The sequence below is a fragment of the Parahoeflea olei genome (assembly GCF_001703635.1).
In the GTDB taxonomy this organism is placed as follows: domain Bacteria; phylum Pseudomonadota; class Alphaproteobacteria; order Rhizobiales; family Rhizobiaceae; genus Hoeflea; species Hoeflea olei.
In genome coordinates, this window is the sequence record NZ_LQZT01000034.1 from 61,933 (window position 1) to 80,358 (window position 18,426).

General features: G+C 66.5%; 14 protein-coding genes. 5 read left to right on the forward strand and 9 right to left on the reverse strand.

Annotated features, from left to right (window positions below):
- Both AWJ14_RS15095 and AWJ14_RS15100 read right to left on the reverse strand, forming a co-directional pair.
- Complete coding sequence (locus AWJ14_RS15095) at positions 1 to 618, reverse strand: DUF1326 domain-containing protein (protein ID WP_066180860.1); 618 nt, start codon at positions 616 to 618, stop codon at positions 1 to 3.
- An 18-nt stretch (positions 619 to 636) separates the two neighbouring features.
- Positions 637 to 1,569, reverse strand: coding sequence for a DUF2182 domain-containing protein (locus tag AWJ14_RS15100; protein WP_066180863.1), 933 nt, complete (start codon positions 1,567 to 1,569; stop codon positions 637 to 639).
- 91 nt (positions 1,570 to 1,660) lie between these two features.
- On the opposite strand from AWJ14_RS15100, the gene AWJ14_RS15105 reads away from it, so the two are divergent.
- A complete protein-coding gene (locus AWJ14_RS15105) occupies positions 1,661 to 2,881 on the forward strand; it encodes a UbiH/UbiF family hydroxylase (RefSeq protein ID WP_066180866.1) in 1,221 nt (406 codons plus the stop codon).
- On the opposite strand, the gene AWJ14_RS15110 is transcribed toward AWJ14_RS15105, so the two are convergent.
- Positions 2,858 to 3,820, reverse strand: coding sequence for an AEC family transporter (locus tag AWJ14_RS15110; RefSeq protein WP_066180869.1), 963 nt, complete (start codon positions 3,818 to 3,820; stop codon positions 2,858 to 2,860). The two genes, AWJ14_RS15105 and AWJ14_RS15110, sit on opposite strands and share 24 nt — an antisense overlap.
- 137 nt (positions 3,821 to 3,957) lie before the next feature.
- Between AWJ14_RS15110 and hspQ the strand changes: the two genes are divergently transcribed.
- A complete protein-coding gene (gene hspQ / locus AWJ14_RS15115) occupies positions 3,958 to 4,287 on the forward strand; it encodes a heat shock protein HspQ (RefSeq protein WP_066180872.1) in 330 nt (109 codons plus the stop codon).
- A gap of 136 nt (positions 4,288 to 4,423) precedes the next feature.
- Here hspQ and AWJ14_RS15120 read toward each other — a convergent pair whose 3' ends face one another.
- Positions 4,424 to 5,032 (reverse strand): invasion associated locus B family protein, encoded by a 609-nt coding sequence (locus AWJ14_RS15120; RefSeq protein WP_066180874.1) that lies wholly within the window; start codon positions 5,030 to 5,032, stop codon positions 4,424 to 4,426.
- 321 nt (positions 5,033 to 5,353) lie between these two features.
- On the opposite strand from AWJ14_RS15120, the gene AWJ14_RS15125 reads away from it, so the two are divergent.
- On the forward strand, positions 5,354 to 7,162 hold the full coding sequence (locus AWJ14_RS15125; RefSeq protein ID WP_066181703.1) for an extracellular solute-binding protein: 1,809 nt from the start codon (positions 5,354 to 5,356) through the stop codon (positions 7,160 to 7,162).
- A gap of 206 nt (positions 7,163 to 7,368) precedes the next feature.
- Positions 7,369 to 8,067 carry a DsbA family oxidoreductase gene (locus AWJ14_RS15130; RefSeq protein ID WP_066180876.1) on the forward strand — a complete coding sequence of 233 codons (699 nt, stop codon included), beginning with the start codon at positions 7,369 to 7,371 and terminating at the stop codon, positions 8,065 to 8,067.
- A gap of 30 nt (positions 8,068 to 8,097) precedes the next feature.
- Here the strand turns inward: AWJ14_RS15130 and AWJ14_RS15135 are convergent, their stop codons facing one another.
- The 3 genes from AWJ14_RS15135 to AWJ14_RS15145 all read right to left on the reverse strand — a co-directional run bounded on the left by AWJ14_RS15135 (position 8,098) and on the right by AWJ14_RS15145 (position 13,450).
- Complete coding sequence (locus tag AWJ14_RS15135) at positions 8,098 to 9,399, reverse strand: MFS transporter (protein ID WP_066181705.1); 1,302 nt, start codon at positions 9,397 to 9,399, stop codon at positions 8,098 to 8,100.
- Between the two features lie 224 nt (positions 9,400 to 9,623).
- Positions 9,624 to 13,130: a transcription-repair coupling factor gene (gene mfd, locus AWJ14_RS15140; protein WP_066180878.1), complete on the reverse strand. Its 3,507-nt coding sequence runs from the start codon at positions 13,128 to 13,130 to the stop codon at positions 9,624 to 9,626.
- Positions 13,127 to 13,450: a succinate dehydrogenase assembly factor 2 gene (locus tag AWJ14_RS15145; protein ID WP_066180881.1), complete on the reverse strand. Its 324-nt coding sequence runs from the start codon at positions 13,448 to 13,450 to the stop codon at positions 13,127 to 13,129. Before AWJ14_RS15145 ends, mfd begins: the two co-directional genes overlap by 4 nt.
- Positions 13,451 to 13,543: 93 nt before the next feature.
- On the opposite strand from AWJ14_RS15145, the gene recG reads away from it, so the two are divergent.
- Positions 13,544 to 15,661 (forward strand): ATP-dependent DNA helicase RecG, encoded by a 2,118-nt coding sequence (gene recG, locus AWJ14_RS15150; RefSeq protein WP_066180884.1) that lies wholly within the window; start codon positions 13,544 to 13,546, stop codon positions 15,659 to 15,661.
- Positions 15,662 to 15,681: 20 nt separating this feature from the next.
- On the opposite strand, the gene AWJ14_RS15155 is transcribed toward recG, so the two are convergent.
- Positions 15,682 to 16,353 carry a DUF502 domain-containing protein gene (locus AWJ14_RS15155; RefSeq protein WP_066180886.1) on the reverse strand — a complete coding sequence of 224 codons (672 nt, stop codon included), beginning with the start codon at positions 16,351 to 16,353 and terminating at the stop codon, positions 15,682 to 15,684.
- A gap of 153 nt (positions 16,354 to 16,506) precedes the next feature.
- A complete protein-coding gene (glmS, locus tag AWJ14_RS15160) occupies positions 16,507 to 18,333 on the reverse strand; it encodes a glutamine--fructose-6-phosphate transaminase (isomerizing) (protein ID WP_066180888.1) in 1,827 nt (608 codons plus the stop codon).
- Positions 18,334 to 18,426 lie beyond the last annotated feature (93 nt).

The window sequence follows — 18,426 nt, forward strand, 5'->3', positions numbered from 1 at the left end:
TTAGGTGGGACCGCTCCAGTCGAGCTTGCAGATCTCGGCTGAGCGTCCTGCGAAATTCCAGTTCCGCCCGAAGGCCCGCATCTTGGAGCGTTCGGATTTGGCCACGATGATTTCAGGGGCGATCCAGTATTCCGAATTGCGGATCACCGTGTCCTCGCCATGGGTCTTGCCGGGGATCGGCGCGACCACGCCATCGATGATCTTCGGGATCTTGACGATGCGCTTGTTGTCCTCGACCTCGTAGCTGATCGGCTGCTGTTCGACGCCAAGGAAATTGCCGACCAGGATCGACAGCAGCGAGGTGGTGCCGCCGGCCTTGCCGGTGAAGATCTTGGTGAAGGCCTTGGTGGCGTAGATCGAGGCGCGCTTGTCGACGAACAGCCCGGCGGTCCAGTTGCCGCGGCTCATATAGCCGGGGATTTCCATGATCAGGCCGAGATTGAGCCCGGACAGGTCGGTGTCGCCGTAATAGCCGGTGTCGACCCGGAAGCCGGCCCAGGTCTGGCAATAGCCCTCGGTGGGCGGATGCTGGCCGAGCGAAATCACACAGGGGCAGAACACGGTGCAGTTGCACGACAGCACCAGCTCGCCTTTCAACGCCCACTCTACATCAGCCATCCGGATCCACTCCCGCAATCACGTCAGCGCGGCTCCCAAAAGCACCGCGCCCCAGGCCGCCACTATCGCCCCGCCCGCGCGCGTTGTCACCCGGCCCGCGCCGGTTTTTTCCACAAAAGTGAACACCGTCAGCGCCGCCATCCAGACCACATTCATGCTGCCGACCGCAAGCATGATCAGCATCAGCGCCCAGCAGCAACCCAGGCACCAGAGCCCCTGCTCGATGCCGAGCCGGAACACGCCCGGCGTGGTGGTGCGCCAGCGCGCAAACAGCGTGGTGAAGGGATTGCGGCACTTGCTGAGGCAGGCCTCCTTGAGCGGCGTGAACTGGTAGGCGCCGGCGACAAGCAGGATCACCCCCGCCGTCGCGCCGCCCACGGGCGTGCTGGCGGAGCCATCGGCAAACCGCCCCACGAGGATCTGGACGAGCGCGAACAGGGCGGCCGCCGCGGCCCAGACGGCGAGATAGCCGGCGGTCAGCATCAGCGGATGAACCACCGGCTCGCCGCGGCCCGCCGCGGTATCGGCAATTTCGGCATAGGTGCGAATCATCGGCGCCGCGGTGGGCAGCATCATCGCCGCGGCCATCGCCAGCCACATGGCAAACAGCGCGAGCCCCGCGGGCACGGAGGTGACCGCGAGCCGGCCCACCGCCGCGCCGCCCGAGAGGCAGAGATCGGCGAGGGTTGCGGCAAAGGAGCCCGGCTCGATCGGCAGCAGTGGCGCGATCACCGACATGCCGGGGCCGAGCGCCCGCGCGGACCCTTCGAGGATGGCGACCGAGCCAGCCATCTCGAGAAGGAACCACCAGGCAAGTGCGACCGTTAGAAGCACCATGGCGAGCACCGGCCAGAGCGGCCGCCGCGCCAGGCCGGCAATCGCCCGGCCCGGCCGGTCCAGCCGGTCGAAGCGTCCCTCGAGCGGATCGGTGTTTCCGCGCGGCGTCAACATGTGCCGATTGATCCCATGGAGTTCGTGTGGCATGCGATGTAAAGGATCAACCGACCCCTAGGCAATCGGCAACAACTGAAAGGCCGAAGAAATGCATGAGCACTTTGACATCGCGGTTGTGGGCGGCGGGCTCGCCGGCTCGGTGGCGGCGCTTGCTGCGGCCGCCGAGGGATGGCGGGTGGCCTTCATCGCCCCGCAGCCGCCGCGCCAGGACGGGCGCACCACCGCGCTTCTGTCGGAATCGGTGGATTACCTCGGCACGCTCGGACTGTGGGACGAGGTCAAGCCCAAGTCGGCGCCGCTGCGCACCATGCGCATCCTCGATGGCACCACACGGCTGTTGCGCTCGCGCCCGGTCTCGTTCCGTTCGAGCGACATCGGGCTCGAAGCCTTCGGCTACAACATCCCCAACCAGCCGCTGTTCGACGCGCTGCAGGCGGCAACCGCCGCCTCGCCGCTGATCACGCGCTTCGAGAGCCCGCTCGAATCCGCCACACAGACCGACAGCGCGATCGAACTGGTGCTTGCCGACGGTGCCCGGCTGAGCGCATTCGCGGCGATGGCCGCCGACGGCCGCAATTCCAAGCTGCGCACGGAAATGGGCATCAAGGTGCGCACCTGGTCCTATCCGCAGACCGCGCTGGTGCTGAACTTCCGCCACAGCCTGCCGCATGGCGACACCTCGACGGAGTTCCACACCGAAGAAGGCCCGTTCACCACGGTGCCGCTGCCGGGCAATCGCTCGAGCCTGGTCTGGGCTGTGCGGCCGGACCGGGTCGACAGCATTCTTTCGATGCCGCGCGACATGCTCAACCGCGAGGTCGAAACCCGCATGAGCTCGATCCTCGGCAAGGTCGAGATCGACACCGACGTGCAGGCCTGGCCGCTGTCGAGCCTGATCGCCTCGCGCTTCGGCGCGGGCCGCGTGATGCTGGTGGGCGAAACCGGCCACGGCTTCCCGCCGATCGGCGCGCAGGGGCTCAATCTCGGCCTGCGCGACATCATGGAGGCGATCGAGGTGCTCAAGGATGCGGGCGGGCCGCAGCAGGCGCCCCGGGCGGTCAGCGCCTTCAACCGCAAGCGGCTGCCCGACATCGCCAGCCGCACGGCGAGCGTCGACCTGCTCAACCGGGCGCTCATGAGCAGCTTCCTGCCGGTGCAGGTGCTGCGCGTGGGCGGGCTGGCGGCGCTGTCGTCGATCCCGCCGCTGCGCAACATCATCATGCGCGAAGGCATGACGCCGGGCTGGCGCCGGGACCTTTTCCGCTGGCGCCGCGAGACGCCCGCCTCAGGGGAACAGGTCGGGCGGTAAGGTTCCGCTGGTAATCAGCCACAACAGCGCCGAAACGGTGGCCACGCTGCAGACCGTGGTCACCAGCACCGTGGCCGAGGCGCGTTCCACCCAGGTCGAATATTGCTGGGCGATCACGAACACATTGGTGGCAGTCGGAAGCGACGCAAGCAACACCGCCGTGTAGATCCAGACCGGTTCGAAATCCCCGACCAGGCTCAATCCCAGGTACATGGCCACCGGGTGGGCGATGAGCTTCATCGGCACGATGAAGCCGAGTTCGACCGGCACCCGCTTGAGCGGCCTGAGCGCCAGCGTCACGCCCATGGCGAACAATGCGCAAGGCGCGGCCGCCTGGGCGAGATAATCGATCAGCCGCCCCACCGGCACCGGCGGCACCAGCTGCAGCCAGGCCGCGGCGACGCCCACGGCGGTGGCCAGGATGAACGGGTGGAACGCGATCTTGCGCGCGACGCCCGCCACCAGCGCGCCGGCCGAGCGATGGTCGCCGCCGGCCAGCGCCATCATCATCGGCGCGATGGTGAAATGCATGATGTTTTCAAAGCAGAAGATCAGCGCAACCGGCACCGCGGCGGGCTCGCCGAAGGCCAGGATCGCGATCCCGGGCCCCATGTAGCCGATATTGCCATAGGCGCCGGCGAGCCCCTGCACGGTGGCCTCGGCCATGGAGGATCGACGGATCAGGAAGGCCGCGGCAAACACCACCGCAAAGATGCTGAAGGTCACCGCCATGCTGGTCAACACATAGTCCCAGCGCGCAAGCTGCTCCACCGGCGTGCGCGACAGGAGCTTGAAAAACAGAGCCGGCAACGAAACATAGATGATGAAGGTATTGAGCCACCCCATCGCCTCGTGCGGCTGTTTGGTGATGCGGGCGGCGACATATCCCAGAAGGATAAGTCCGAAGAAAGGTAGCACCAGACCTGTGATCTCAGCCATTCTTGACGCCCGCGACAGCTGTTAAGACAAAGGTTCAGCCGAGCGAGGGGCGTAGGGATCAAGTCCATCGCAGTCAAGCCGCACCGTTGCTTTTTCGGACAGGCAACCCATCTTATGGGAACAGAAGGAAGAAAAACATGACGCCCAAACACGCAAAGTTTCGCATCGGACAGGTCGTCAAGCACCGGATTTTCCCGTTCCGGGGCGTGATTTTCGACGTCGATCCGGTCTATGCCAACACCGATGAATGGTGGAACGCGATCCCGGCCAATGTGCGCCCGCGCAAGGACCAGCCGTTCTACCATCTGCTCGCCGAAAACGACGAGACCGAATATGTGGCCTATGTTTCGGAGCAGAACCTGCTCTCCGACGACAGCGATCGCCCGGTGCGCCATCCGCAGATCCCGGACTATTTCGACACCTGGGCCAACGGGCTCTATCACCCCAAGGAGCGGGTGAGCCACTGAGCTCGCCCCACCCAGGCCAAGGATCCGGCGACGGGTTCAGGTCCAAGCGGCCAAATGCAAACAGCCCGGATGCGCTCTGCGCATCCGGGCTGTTTTGATGGGGTCGCCCGCGGCAAATGCCTGGGCGGGCCGAAGCTCAGTTCTTCTTGGCTGCGGCCTGGGCGTCTTCGAGCTTCTTGCGGGCTTCCTCGGCCTTCTTGGCCATTTCTTCCTGCAGCAGGCGCTGGCGCTCCTGAAGCTCGGACTGGGCGATCGGTTCGCCGTCCCAGGCCTGGGTGAAGCCCTCGAGCGAGATCTTCAGCGGATTGGGCGTGCGCTGGTAGTTGACCGAGGTCAGAACCAGTTCCCCGCCCTTCTTGTAGGCGGCGATCATGGCGTCCGTCAGCAGCGTCTCGGCCACGCAGGTTTCGGGCATGCAGATCGCGTATTCGACGCGCTGGGCCTGTCCGCCGTCGACCTGGAGGTTGACGCCGGGCTGGATCAGGCGCGCGGTCGGCACGGTGATCTGCAGGATCTTGCGGTTGAGCTTGCCCGAAACGTCAATCAGGCCGATGGCGGTGAGCAGCTGGCCCGTGGGAGCGGTGACGATGTTCTGCACAACGCAAACGTCATTGTCTTCCTGCTTGGTGCAGGTCTTGTACCAGCCCTGGTTGGCCCCCTGTGCGAAAGCAGGTGCAGGCATGACGGCTGCAGCGACGCCGGCCGACATGATGGCTGCGAATACGGTCTTGGTTGTGGCGTTCATGTGCTTCCAACTCTCCTGAAATGCGGCCCCGGGGCAGCGTTCTGTTCGCGCGGTGTCCGCGTCCTGTAAACGATGCCGGGCCTTCTCGTTCGAAAATGCGGCGACAGCAAGGCTTTGTGTCCGCGTTCGTGTTAGCGCGGTCACACGCCAATATCCAGCCCGCCTTGCGGCCGGCGCGCAAAAAAACCGCCGCATTGGCGGACCACTGTGGCCTGCCTTGAGGCCCGTGTATATCTTCAAAACCGAATCAGCGGCTGCACACGGGACAGTTGCTGCGCGTCTGATCAAGGAGGACCGGGAATGAATCGATGGCTGGCGGCGATGGGCGTTGTCATGGCGGCCGCGGGGGTTTCGGGAGCCGGCTTCGAGGCCCGCGCCACCCCGGTGCACGGCATCGCCATGCATGGCGAACCGGCCCTGCCCGCGGATTTCGACCACCTGCCCTATGTCAATCCGGATGCGCCGAAGGGCGGCAGGGTCAGCTATGGCGTGGTCGGCACCTTCGACAATGTGCGCCCCTTCATCGTCAAGAGCATGCGCACCACCGCGCGCGGCGTGGTCGATCTCGAATACGGCAATCTGGTCTACGAAACGCTGATGCAGCGCTCGCAGGACGAGCCGTTCACGCTTTACGGCCTGCTCGCCGAGAGCGTCGAATGGGACGAGGAGCGCAGCTTCATCCAGTACAACATCAACCCCAAGGCGCGCTGGTCGGATGGCGAGCCGGTGACCGCCGACGACGTGATCTTCACCATGGAACTGTTGCGCGACAAGGGCCGCCCGCCGTTCTCGACCCGGCTCAAGCAGGTGGCGAAGATGGAGAAGGTGGGCCCGCTTTCGGTGCGCTTCACCTTCAACGAATTGTCCAACCGGGAATTCCCGATGGTGCTGTCGCTGTCGCCGGTGCTGCCCAAGCATGCGACCGATGCCGACACTTATGACCAGTCGACGCTCACGCCGGGGATCGGCTCCGGTCCGTACCTCATCAGCGACATTCAGCCCGGCGAGCGCATCAGCTTCAAGCGTCGTGACGACTATTGGGCCAGGGATCTGCCGATCAAACGCGGCCTCGACAATTACGACCGGATCACGATCGAGTATTTCCTGTCCGAGACCACCCTGTTCGAGGCCTTCAAGAAGGGCGTGATCGACGTCTATCCCGACGGCAGCGCCACCAACTGGGCCCGCGGCTACAATTTTCCTGCCGTGGCCAGGGGTGAGGTGATCCGCGAGTCCTACAAGCAGCGCACGCCGTCGGGCATGTATGGCTTCGTCTTCAACACCCGCCGGCCGCTGTTTGCCGATGTGCGGGTGCGCGAGGCGCTGAGCCTGATGTTCGACTTCCAATGGGCCAACCGCAGCCTCTACGACAACAGCTACACCCGCACGCAATCCTTCTGGGACGGCTCGGACCTGTCGAGCCACGGCGTGCCTGCCGATGCGCGCGAGCGCGAGATCCTGGCCCCCTTCCCCGATGCGGTTTCGCCGGAGATCATGGAGGGAACCTGGTCGCTGCCCACCACCGACGGGTCGGGACGCGACCGCAAGGTCAGCCGCGCGGCGCTCGACCTGCTCGAACAGGCGGGCTACCACATCGAGGGCGGCCGGCTGGTCAACGAGAGGGGCGAGCCGTTCAGCTTCGCACTGATGACCCAGAACGAAGGCCAGGAGAAGCTCGCCATCGCCTTCCAGCGTTCGCTCGCGGCACTCGGGATCCAGATGTCGGTCCGCACCGTCGACGACGCCCAGTACCAGCAGCGCTCGCAGACCTTCGACTACGACATGATCATGAAGTCCTTTCCCTCCTCGCTCTCGCCGGGCGCGGAGCAGCTTCCGCGCTGGGGCTCGGAGGCGCGCGACCGCGAAGGCTCGTTTAATTTCGCGGGCGTGGCCGACCCTGCCGTCGACGCGGCCATCGACGCGGTGCTCAATGCCCGCACGGCTGACGGTTTCCGCTCGGCGGTGCGGGCCTATGACCGGGTGCTGCTGTCGGGGCACTACATGATTCCCGCCTTCCACCAGGCCCAGTCCTGGGTGGCGCACAGCGCGCGCATCGCCACGCCCGACGGCCCGCCGCCGCTTTACGGCTATTACCTGCCGGCCTGGTGGGACAAGACCGCCGGGCAATAAACGCTCCGCCCCGGGCCGCCTGGACGAACCGGGGGCTCGCGGCCCCTGCAATCAAGCTTATCAAACCGTGACCGCCCCGCCCTTGCGGGCGGCCCCCGTGATCCGCTACCAAGTCACACGCGCGCAGGGATCTGCGCGCCCCACGACCGTGGCCGGGCACCATCCGGCACATCGAACCCGCCGCTGGCGGCATGAAAGGCTTACCCATGACCTCGTCCCCGACCCAGGTTCCCTCGCTCACCATCGACATCGTCTCCGATGTCATGTGCCCCTGGTGCTATATCGGCAAGAAGCGGCTCGAAGCGGCGCTGGCGGAGGTCGCCTCGGAATTTGCCGTCGATGTGCACTGGCGGCCCTACCAGCTCGACCCGAACCTGCCCAAGCAGGGCACGGACCGCAAACACTACATGGAAGCGAAATTCGGCGGCCCCGAAGGCGCCGAGCGGGCTTACGCGCCGGTGCGCGCGGCGGGCGCCGAGGAAAACATCACCTTCAATTTCGACCGGATCGAAGTGTCGGCCAACACGCTCGACGCCCACCGGCTGATCCGCTGGGCCGGCGCCCTCGGACCGGACGCGCAGGATGCGGCGGTCGAGGCGCTGTTCAAGGCCTATTTCGAGGATGGCCGCAATCTCGGCGACGACGCGGTGCTGATCGAGGCCGGCGTGACCGCGGGCCTTGAGGCCGATGTAGTGGAACGGCTGCTGTCGGGCGACGCCGACCGCGACGCGGTTACCGCGGAGATCGATCAGGCCAAGCAGATGGGCGTGACCGGCGTGCCATGCTTCATCATCGACATGAAATATGCGCTGGTCGGCGCCCAGCCCGCCGAGGCGCTGGCCGATGCCATGCGCAAGATCGTGGCCGAGAAGGCAAGCCACCCCGAGGGCGTCGCCGGCAGCTGAGACGCAGGGCCCGGCCTGACCGGAGGTTTGCTAACGCACGGTTTCGAAGCCCGCGCGGCTGAGGCTCACGAAGGCGGCGACGGCGGCGCTCACGCCCGCGAGCACCATCGCGACATTCGGCGCGACCGCGAGCGGGGCGAGCGCGAAGATCAGCGACATCGAAATCGCCCCCATCGTCTGGCCCATCAGCCGCGCCGTGCCCTGCATCGCACCTGCCGCGCCGCTGCGCGGCTTCGGGGCCGAGAGCAGGAGCACACGGTTGTTGGGCGTCTGGAACAGCCCGAAGCCCGCGCCCGCGAGCACCGTTCCGACCAGGAAGGCAATCGCATGCGGATCCGACGGCGCGAGACCCGCGATTAGCAGCCCGAGCGCCAGCAGGCCCGCGCCGGTCGCGCAGAGCCAGGCGGTCTTGACCTTGTCGGCGAGCCGACCCGCGATCGGTGCCATGATGATGGTGGCGATCGGCCAGGGCATCATGTAGAGGCCGGCGCGGGCGGGCGTCATGCCGAGCGAATGCTGGAGATAGAACGGCAGCGCCACATAGGCGAGCATCTGGCCGGCGAAACAGGCGACCGAGGCGATCGCCGCGATCCGGAAGCCGGCATCGGCCAGAAGATCGGTCGGCACGATCGGCGCGGGATCGCCGCGCTCGAGCCGGAGCACGAGATAGAGGCAAAGCCCCGCCGCGGCGACCAGCACGGAACCTTGGAGCGGCGCCGTGGCGATCCATTCGACGCCTGCGAAGAACAGGATGAACATCACCGTGTTGGCGAGCAGCACCAGGCTTTTCAGCCGCCGCCGCACGCCCTCGCGCCGGGCGAGAAAGCCGCCGCAGGCCAGGATCAGCGCGCCCAGCGGAATGTTGATCAGGAACAGCCAGTGCCAGCTCGCAACCGACAGGATCGCGCCCGCCACCCCCGGCCCTGCCGCGGCCGAAATGGCGATCGTCATGGCGTTGAAGCCCAGGATCGTGCCGAGCATCTGCTGCGGCACGGCAAAGCGCAGGTTCATCGCCACCAGCGCCATGATCGCGCCGGCCCCGAGCCCCTGCACGAAGCGCGCGGCCACCAGCAAAGGCAGCGACCCCGCCGCGGCGCAAGCCGCCGAGGCGAGCGTGAACAGCGTCACGCCGAGCAGGAACACGCGGCGCGGACCGTAGATCTCGCCGAGCGCGCCGCAGGGCAGCAGCGCCACCAGTACCGCGAGCTGGTAGCCCGACACCACCCAGACGGTGTCCGCCGGATGGGCGCCGAGCGAGGCCGCGATCGAGGGCAGCGCCACATTGGCGATCGCGCCGTCGAGCACGACGAGCAGAAGCGACAGCAACAGCACGCCGACCGCAAGGTAGCGGCGCGGGACCGGCAGGCCATCGGGTTCGGCAGTGTCAGGGGAACTGGATCGGGGCATGTGAAGTCACTGGTTGGCGTCAGGGTGAGCGATAGCCCTCCGGCGCGCAGGACGCCAGGGGCAGGCGCGATATTCCGCGGGTCGAAGCGCAATTTGCCCGTGACCGGCGCGAGCCTCCGGGCCGCGAAAGGCTCGCAGCCGCCCGGAGCCTATCCGGCGATATCGGCCAGCTGCGTCATCACCACCGCGGCGCCGGTCAGGCGCTTTTCCGCCGTCGGCAGGTCGCGGATGAAGACCACGCTCTGGTCTGGCCGGATCTTGGCCATCTGCCCCTGCTTGGAGATATAGGCCACTAGCCCCGCGGGATTTGGGAATTCCTTGTTGCGGAACTGCACCACCACGCCCTTCGGCCCGGCATCGAGCTTTTCGACATTGGCCTTGCGACACAGCGCCTTGATGAAGACGATCTTCAAGAGATGCTGCACCTCGATCGGCAGCGGGCCGAAGCGGTCGATCATCTCCGCGCCGAAACCGTCGATATCGGCCACCTCGGTGATGTCGCCGAGCCGGCGGTAGAGGCCGAGCCGCAAATGCAGGTCCGGCACGTAATCCTCAGGGATCATCACCGGGGTGCCGACCGTGATCTGCGGCGACCAGCCACTGTCGATCACCGCATCCTCGCCGCGCACCTCGGCCACGGCCTCCTCCAGCATGTGCTGGTAAAGCTCGAAGCCCACTTCCTTGATATGGCCGGACTGCTCCTCGCCCAGAAGGTTGCCCGCGCCGCGGATGTCGAGATCGTGGCTCGCGAGCTGGAAGCCGGCGCCGAGCGTGTCGAGCGATTGCAGGACTTTCAGCCGCTTGTCGGCGGTGGCCGTCAGCGTCTTGTTGACCGGCAGCGTGAACAGCGCAAAGGCTCGGACCTTGGAGCGGCCGACCCGGCCCCGGATCTGGTAGAGCTGGGCCAGGCCGAACATATCGGCGCGATGCACGATCAGCGTGTTGGCGGTCGGCACGTCGAGCCCCGATTCGACGATGGTTGTCGACACCAGCACGTCGTATTTGCCGTCATAGAAGGCATTCATGATGTCGTCGAGTTCGCCCGCCCCCATCTGGCCGTGGGCGACGGCGAATTTGAGCTCCGGCACGTCCGAGCGCAGGAAGGCTGCGATGTCGGCAAGATCGGAGACGCGCGGGCAGACATAGAAGCTCTGGCCGCCGCGATAGTGCTCACGCATCAGGGTTTCGCGGATCGTCACCGGATCGAAGGGCGAGATGAAGGTCCTGACCGCCATCCGGTCGACCGGCGGCGTGGTGATCAGCGAGAGTTCCCTCACCCCGGTCATGGCAAGCTGCAGCGTGCGCGGGATCGGCGTGGCCGAGAGCGTGAGCACATGCACGTCGGTCTTCAGCTCCTTGAGCCGCTCCTTGTGCTTGACGCCGAAATGCTGCTCCTCGTCGATGATCAGCAGCCCGAGATTGGCGAACTTGATCGAGGAGCCGAGCAGCGCATGGGTGCCGACGACGATGTCGGTCTTGCCCGATTCGAGCTCCGCCTTGGTCAGCGCCAGCTCCTTGGCGCCCACCAGCCGAGAGGCCTGGGCGATGCGCACCGGATAGCCGCGCAGCCGCTCGGTGAAGGTCTTGAAATGCTGGCGCGCGAGCAGCGTGGTCGGCACGACGACGGCCACCTGCACGCCGTTCATGGCGGCGATGAAGGCCGCGCGCAGCGCCACCTCGGTCTTGCCGAAGCCGACGTCGCCGCAGATGAGCCGGTCCATCGGCTGGCCGGCGGCAAGATCCTCGCGCACCTTCTCGATCGCCGCCATCTGGTCTTCGGTCTCGTCATAGGGGAAGCGCGCCGAAAACTCGTCATAGAGCCCCTCGGGCGCACCGAGCACCGTGGCCGAACGCATGTGCCGTTCGGCGGCGATGCGGATCAGCCCCTCGGCCATGTCGAGAAGCCGCTTCTTGAGCTTGGCCTTGCGCGACTGCCAGGCGACGCCGCCGAGCTTGTCGAGCTGCACCTCGGCGCTGTCGGAGCCGTAGCGCGTGAGCAGGTCGATGTTCTCGACCGGCAGGAACAGTTTGGCATCGCCCGCATAGTGGAGTTCGAGGCAGGCATGCGGCGCGCCCGCCGCCTCGATGGTCCTGAGGCCGACGAACTGGCCGATGCCGTGCTCGGCATGAACGACATAGCTGCCCTCGTCGAGGCCCGAGACTTCGGAGATATAGTCGGCGCCGCGGCGCTTGCGCTTGGCGCGCCGGACCAGCCGGTCGCCGAGCACGTCCTGCTCGCCGATGACGACCAGATCGCCGACTTCGAAGCCGCCTTCGATGGCGAGCACCGCGGCCGCCGCCTCGCCCGGCTTGAGACGCTTGAGGTCCGCGGGGCTTTCGACCCGCACCACACGCGCAAGCCCGTGCTCCTCGGTCACCTGCAGGAGCCGGTCGAGCGAGCCCTCGGTCCAGGCGGTGATGAGCACCTTGCGGCCCGCGGCCCGTTTCGCCCCGACATGGGCGACAAGCTTTTCGAACAGGTTGGCGCGCGTGCCTTCCGCCGCGGCTTCCGCTTCCGCGTCGGCCGCCCAGCGCGGGCCGGTCGAGGCCTCGACCTCGATCACCATCCGGGTCGAGGTTTCGGGCACGCGAAACGGCGTGAGCCGGATCATGTTCCAGGCTTCGAGCCCTGCCGCGAGTTCGTCGGTCGAGAGATAGAGCAGGTCCGGCTCGATCGCCTTGTAAGGCGCGGCATGGACGCTCTTGTCCTTCTCGATCGACTGTGCGGCAAGCCGGGCCTGGTAATGGTCCTCGATCTGGGCGCGGCGTTCGCCGGCGGCTTCCGAGAGCATGTGGTCGCCGGCGAGCCTGAAGCCCGAGAGATAGTCGAACACGGTTTCCATGTGGTCATGAAACAGCGGCAGCCAGTGCTCCATGCCGGGATAGCGCCGGCCCTCCGAGATCGCCACATAGAGCGCGTCGTCACGGGTCGCGGCGCCGAAGCGGGAGAGGTAGTTGCTGCGGAACCGGCTGATCGATTCGGGCTCCAGCGTCACCTCGCTCATGGCGTTGAGCGAAAGCTCCTTGGCCCGGGTGGTGGTGCGCTGCGAGGCGGGATCAAAATGGCGCACGCTTTCGAGCGTGTCGCCGAAGAAATCGAGCCGCACCGGCTCGTCCTCGCCGGGCACGAACACATCGAGAATGCCGCCGCGCACGGCATATTCGCCGACCTCGCGCACGGTGTCCACGCGCTCGAAGCCGTTGCGCGCGAGCATTCCGCCGAGATCTTCCATCTTCAGCCGGTTGCCGGCGCGGGCGACGAAACCCAGCTCCGTCACCACCGCCTTCGGCGGCACGCGCTGGAGCATGGCGTTGACGGTGACGATCACGATCGCCGGATGCGGCTTTTCGGAAAACCGGGCGAGCGCCGAAAGCGCAGCCAGCCGGCGCGCGGAAATATCGGCGCCGGGCGAAACCCGGTCATAGGGAAGGCAGTCCCAGCCCGGCAGCGTCAGCACCGGAATATCGGGCGCGAAGAAGGCGAGGTTCTGCTCGAGATCGGCCATGCGCTGGCCGTCGGAGATGATGTAGGCGAGCGGTCCGGCGGCGCGCGCGAGTTCGGCGAGCGCCAGCGCCTCCATGCCCTGCGGCACGCCGGACAGCGTGACGGGCGTGCGCGCGCCGGCGACGCGCTCTGCCGAAATCACGGATGTCATGACTTTCCGGCCTGCCCTTCGGTGTGCGAGCGGACCGGTTCGAAATCGGGTACATAGGCGCGCATGCGGTCAAACAGCGGGGTGCGGAACCGCTCGGGCGTTTCCACCTCGCCGGTCACCCAGCGAAACAGGTCGGCGTCATCCTCGGCCATCAGCCGTTCGAGTTCATCCAGTTCGCTCTCATCGAGGCTGCCGATCTCGGCATCGGCGAAGCCGCCGATCACGAGGTCCATCTCGCGAATGCCCCGGCGCCAGGCGCGCACCAGAATGCGGCGGCGGCGCGGATCGAGGTCGGCGCTTGAACGTGTCGTTCCGGTCATGATCTGCCTTCATCAGTTGGATGGGTTTCCATATCCTGTCACCGGCCGGTTGTCAGCCTTGCGTTTCGCCCAAAATTACAGTTCATCTGGGCCATGCGCCCGCTCGACCTCGATCCCCTGTTCAAATCCGTGGAAAGCCTGCCCGGCATTGGCCCCAAGCTCGCCGAGGCCCTGGCCCGGGTGACCGGCCGCGAGAGCCCGGAGGACACGCGCGCGCTCGACCTGGTGCTGCTGCCGCCGCACGGGCTGATCGACCGCTCGCGCAAATCCGAGATCGCGACCGCGCCGGAGGGCGTGATCGCCACGCTCGACGTCCGCGTCGACCGGCACCAGCCCGCCCCTCCGGGCCGCCGCTCGGCGCCCTACAGGGTGTTCGTCCATGACGAGACCGGCGAGATGGCGCTGACCTTCTTTCATTCCAAGCAGGCCTGGCTCGAAAAGCTGTTGCCGGTCGGCGAGAAGGTGATGATCAGCGGCAAGGTCGAATGGTTCAACGGCCGGCCTTCGATGGTGCATCCCGACCATGTGGTGCGCGAGGCCGAAGCCGAGAATTTCCCGCTGATCGAGCCAGTCTATCCGCTGACGGCCGGGCTCTCGACCAAGGTGCTCCGGCGCTCGATCGAATCGGCGCTCGCACTGGTGCCGCATCTTCCCGAATGGGCCGATCCGCATCTGGTCGCCCGCAACAGTTTTCCCGAATTTTCCGAAGCGGTGCGCAGCCTGCATCATCCCGAGAGCGCCCATGACGTCAATCCGCTGGCGCCGGCGCGGCGCAGGCTTGCCTATGACGAATTGCTCGCCGGACAGTTGTCGCTGGCACTCGTCCGCCAGACGCTGCGCAAGCTGCCCGGCACGCCGGTCAGCGCGGAAGGCCGGTTGCGCCAGGCGATCCTCGACGCATTGCCGTTTTCGCTGACGGCGAGCCAGCAGACGGCGGTCACGGAAATCCTCGCCGACATGGCCGGCGCCGACCGGATGCTGAGGCTCCTGCAGGGCGATGTCGGCTCCGGCAAGACCGCGGTCGCCATGATGGCCATGGCGGACGCGGTGGAGGCCGGCGGCCAGGCGGTGCTGATGGCGCCGACCGAAATCCTCGCCCGCCAGCATTTTGCGACGATCGAGAAGATGGCGCGCTCCGCCGGCATCGAGGTCGCGGTGCTGACCTCGCGCGCCAAGGGCCGCGAGCGCACCGAGCTGCTCGACCGCATCGCCTCGGGTGCGGCGCAGATCGTGATCGGCACGCATGCGCTGTTCCAGGAATCCGTGAGTTACGCCAATCTCACGCTCGCCGTGGTCGACGAGCAGCACCGCTTCGGCGTGCACCAGCGCCTGAGGCTCACCGCCAAGGGCGCGGCACCACACATGCTGGTGATGACCGCGACGCCAATCCCGCGCACGCTGGTGCTCGCGGCCTTCGGCGACATGGATGTCTCCAAGCTCACCGAAAAGCCCGCCGGCCGGCAGCCGATCGCCACGGTGACGATTCCCGACGAGCGGATCGGTGACATCGTCGACCGACTCAAGGCGGCACTCCGCGACGGCAAGAAGGCCTACTGGATCTGTCCGCTGGTCGAGGATTCCGACGAGAGCGACCTGATGAGCGTCGAAAGCCGGCACGCAAGTCTCGCCAAGGCCTTCGGCCCGGAGCTCGCGCCCCTGGTGGCGCTGGTGCACGGGCGCATGAGCGCGGAGGAAAAGGACCGGGCGATGGGCGCCTTCAAGGAGGGGCAGACCCGGCTTCTGGTCGCCACCACCGTGATCGAGGTCGGCGTCGATGTGCCCGACGCCACCATCATGGTGATCGAACATGCCGAGCGGTTCGGGCTCGCGCAGCTGCACCAGTTGCGCGGCCGGGTCGGACGCGGCACCGGCGCTTCGAGCTGCATCCTGCTCTATCACGGTCCCCTGGGGGAAACGGCGGAGGCACGGCTCAAGGTGCTGCGCGAGAGCGAGGACGGCTTCCGCATCGCCGAGGAAGACCTGAAGCTCAGGGGCGAAGGCGAGGTTCTGGGCACGCGCCAGTCCGGCCTGCCCGGCTTCCGGCTCGCCGATCTCGCCGTGCATGCCGATCTTCTGGAAATCGCGCGGACCGACGCGCGCAACGTGCTCGAGACCGATCCGGGCCTTGCGGGGGAGCGCGGCAAGGCACTGCGCATGCTGCTTTATCTGATGCGCCGCGACGAGGCGATCCGGTTCCTGCGCGCGGGCTGAGCGCCCGGGCCCGGCGGCTCTCAGGCGATGGCCGGCTTGGCCTTGCCCTTGCCCGGCGCGGGCGCGGGCCTGGGGAATTCGGGCGACACGAGCCCGGCCGAAATCACCATCTTGGCGGCCTCCTCCACGCTCATGTCGAGAATGATGACGTCGGCGCGCGGCACGAAAAGCAGGAACCCCGAGGTCGGATTGGGCGTGGTCGGCAGGAACACGGAAATCGAATCATGGCCGGGCAGCTTGTGGTCGACCTCGCCCTTGGTGTCGGTGGCGATGAAGACGATCGACCAGAGGCCCTTGCGCGGATATTCGATCAGGCCCGCCTGCTTGAAGGAGTTGCTCTGCTGGAAGATCTGCTTGAGCCCCTTGTAGAGGCTGCGCACCAGCGGCATCCGGTCGAGCAGCGATTCCCCGAAACCCACGATCGTGCGGCCGACCAGGTTGGCGGTGAGGAAGCCGATCAGCGTGATCAGCACCAGCGCCGTCAACAATCCGAACCCCGGCACCGCGAATGGCAGGTAGTGGTCGGGATTGTACATCGCCGGGATATAGGGTTTGACCCAGCTGTCGACCCAGCCGATGAAGGTCCAGGTCAGATAGGCCGTAATGGCGAGCGGGGCCACGATGATGAGGCCGGTCAGAAAATAGTTCCGCACCCGCGTACCCGCGCCGGGGCGTTTTTGCTTTTCGCTCATGGCTTGTCCTGTTCCCGCATCGCCCGCGCGCAATGATGCATCGCAGCACTGTATTATAATGGGGCTGCGCACCCGCCAAGACAAGACCCGCCCGCGCCCTCCCGAAACCGGGCGCGATCGCGGGCGGACGGGGCAGCGGCCCCGGGCCGGCGGTTATTCCACCGTGACCGATTTGGCGAGATTGCGCGGCTGGTCCACATCCGTGCCCATGAAAACCGCGGTGTGGTAGGCGATCAGCTGCACCGGCAGGGCAAACAGGATCGGCGCGACGATCTCGTTGACCACGGGAAGCACGATCGTCGCCATGGTGTCGAGCGTGGTTGCCGCAGCGCCCTTTTCGTCGGTGATCAGGATGATCTGGCCGCCGCGCGCGGCCACTTCCTGCATGTTCGACACGGTCTTTTCGTAATAGCGGTCATGGGGCGCGATCACGATCACCGGCATGGTCTCGTCGATCAGCGCGATCGGGCCGTGCTTGAGCTCGCCCGCAGCGTAGCCCTCGGCGTGGATGTAGGAAATTTCCTTGAGCTTGAGCGCGCCTTCGAGCGCCAGCGGGAAATTGGTCCCGCGGCCGAGATAGAGCACGTCCTTGAACCGCGACAGCTCGCGCGACAGGGTCTCGATCTGCGGCTGGATGGCGGTGAGGATCTCGTTGAACAGCCGCGGCACCTCCACCAGCGCCTGCACGCTCCTGGCCTCTTCCTCGGCCGACAGCGTGCCGCGCGTGCGTCCGGCGATCAGCGCCAATGCCGCAAGCACCGAAAGTTGGCAGGTAAAGGCTTTCGTCGAGGCCACGCCGATTTCCGGTCCGGCAAGCGTCGGAAACACCGCGTCGGATTCGCGCGCCATGGTCGAGCCGCGCACATTGACGACGGTGCCGATGGTCAAGCCGCTGTCGCGGCAATAGCGCAGCGAGGCCAGCGTGTCGGCGGTTTCCCCCGATTGCGAGATGAACAGCGCCGCCATGCGGCCCGGCAGCGGCATCTCGCGGTAGCGGAATTCGGAGGCGACATCGATCTCGACAGGCAGCCGCGCCACCCGTTCGAACCAGTATTTGCCGATCAGGCCGGCATAATAGGCGGTTCCGCAGGCCGACATGGCCAGCCGGTCGAGCGCTGCGAAATCGATCTGCGCGGCATCGGCCTTGACCCGGCCTTCGGCGAAATCGATGTAGTGGCTCAGCGTGTGCGAGACGACCTCGGCCTGCTCATAGATTTCCTTCTCCATGAAATGGCGGTGATTGCCCTTGTCGACGACATAGGCCGCGTCGCGCGAGATCTGGCTCGCGCGCTCCACCGGCTTGCCGGAATGGTCATAGATTTCAACGCTGTTGTGGCTGATCACCGCCCAGTCGCCGTCATCGAGATAGGTGATCTCGTCGGTGAAGGGCGCAAGCGCGATCGCATCCGAACCCAGAAACATCTCGCCCTCGCCATGCCCGACGGCAAGCGGGGGGCCGGAGCGCGCGCCCAGGATCATGTCCGGCTGGTCCTCGAACAGGACGGCCAGCGCATAGGCGCCTTCGAGTTGCGACAGCGTCTTCTGCATCGCTTCGCGCGGGGCGAGCCCCTGTTCGCGATAGGCCGACAGCAGTTGCGCGACCACCTCCGTGTCGGTCTGGCTCTGGAACACCGCGCCCTTGGCGATGAGCTCCGCCCTCAGAGGCGCGAAATTCTCGATGATGCCGTTATGGACCACGGCCACGCCGCGGCAGAAATGCGGGTGCGCATTGGCCTCCGTCGGCGCGCCGTGGGTGGCCCAGCGGGTGTGGCCGATCCCGACCTGGCCGGCCAGCGGCTCCTCGGCGAGCCTGCGGTCGAGATTGGACAGCTTGCCCTCGGCGCGGCGACGGTCGAGCTTGCCGTCGCGGATGGTGGCCACGCCGGCCGAATCGTAGCCGCGATATTCCAGCCGCTTGAGCGCATCGACCAGAAGCGGCGCGACTTCGCGATTGCCGACGATCCCAACTATTCCGCACATGCACGTGTCCCCTTTCGTTGCCTGAAAAAGCTCTTATCGGGCAACTCCGGCTTAAGCCAGAGTTCACGCGCCCCGGCGCAAGTCAATTTTGAT

Excerpts from the sequence above, each read along its gene's own strand:
- AWJ14_RS15095 (WP_066180860.1), bottom strand. The coding sequence starts at position 618 with ATGGCTGATGTAGAGTGGGCGTTGAAAGGCGAGCTGGTGCTGTCGTGC.
- AWJ14_RS15100 (WP_066180863.1), bottom strand. The coding sequence starts at position 1,569 with ATGTTGACGCCGCGCGGAAACACCGATCCGCTCGAGGGACGCTTCGAC.
- AWJ14_RS15105 (WP_066180866.1), top strand. The coding sequence starts at position 1,661 with ATGCATGAGCACTTTGACATCGCGGTTGTGGGCGGCGGGCTCGCCGGC.
- AWJ14_RS15110 (WP_066180869.1), bottom strand. The coding sequence starts at position 3,820 with ATGGCTGAGATCACAGGTCTGGTGCTACCTTTCTTCGGACTTATCCTT.
- hspQ (WP_066180872.1), top strand. The coding sequence starts at position 3,958 with ATGACGCCCAAACACGCAAAGTTTCGCATCGGACAGGTCGTCAAGCAC.
- AWJ14_RS15120 (WP_066180874.1), bottom strand. The coding sequence starts at position 5,032 with ATGAACGCCACAACCAAGACCGTATTCGCAGCCATCATGTCGGCCGGC.
- AWJ14_RS15125 (WP_066181703.1), top strand. The coding sequence starts at position 5,354 with ATGGGCGTTGTCATGGCGGCCGCGGGGGTTTCGGGAGCCGGCTTCGAG.
- AWJ14_RS15130 (WP_066180876.1), top strand. The coding sequence starts at position 7,369 with ATGACCTCGTCCCCGACCCAGGTTCCCTCGCTCACCATCGACATCGTC.
- mfd (WP_066180878.1), bottom strand. The coding sequence starts at position 13,130 with ATGACATCCGTGATTTCGGCAGAGCGCGTCGCCGGCGCGCGCACGCCC.
- AWJ14_RS15145 (WP_066180881.1), bottom strand. The coding sequence starts at position 13,450 with ATGACCGGAACGACACGTTCAAGCGCCGACCTCGATCCGCGCCGCCGC.
- recG (WP_066180884.1), top strand. The coding sequence starts at position 13,544 with ATGCGCCCGCTCGACCTCGATCCCCTGTTCAAATCCGTGGAAAGCCTG.
- AWJ14_RS15155 (WP_066180886.1), bottom strand. The coding sequence starts at position 16,353 with ATGAGCGAAAAGCAAAAACGCCCCGGCGCGGGTACGCGGGTGCGGAAC.
- glmS (WP_066180888.1), bottom strand. The coding sequence starts at position 18,333 with ATGTGCGGAATAGTTGGGATCGTCGGCAATCGCGAAGTCGCGCCGCTT.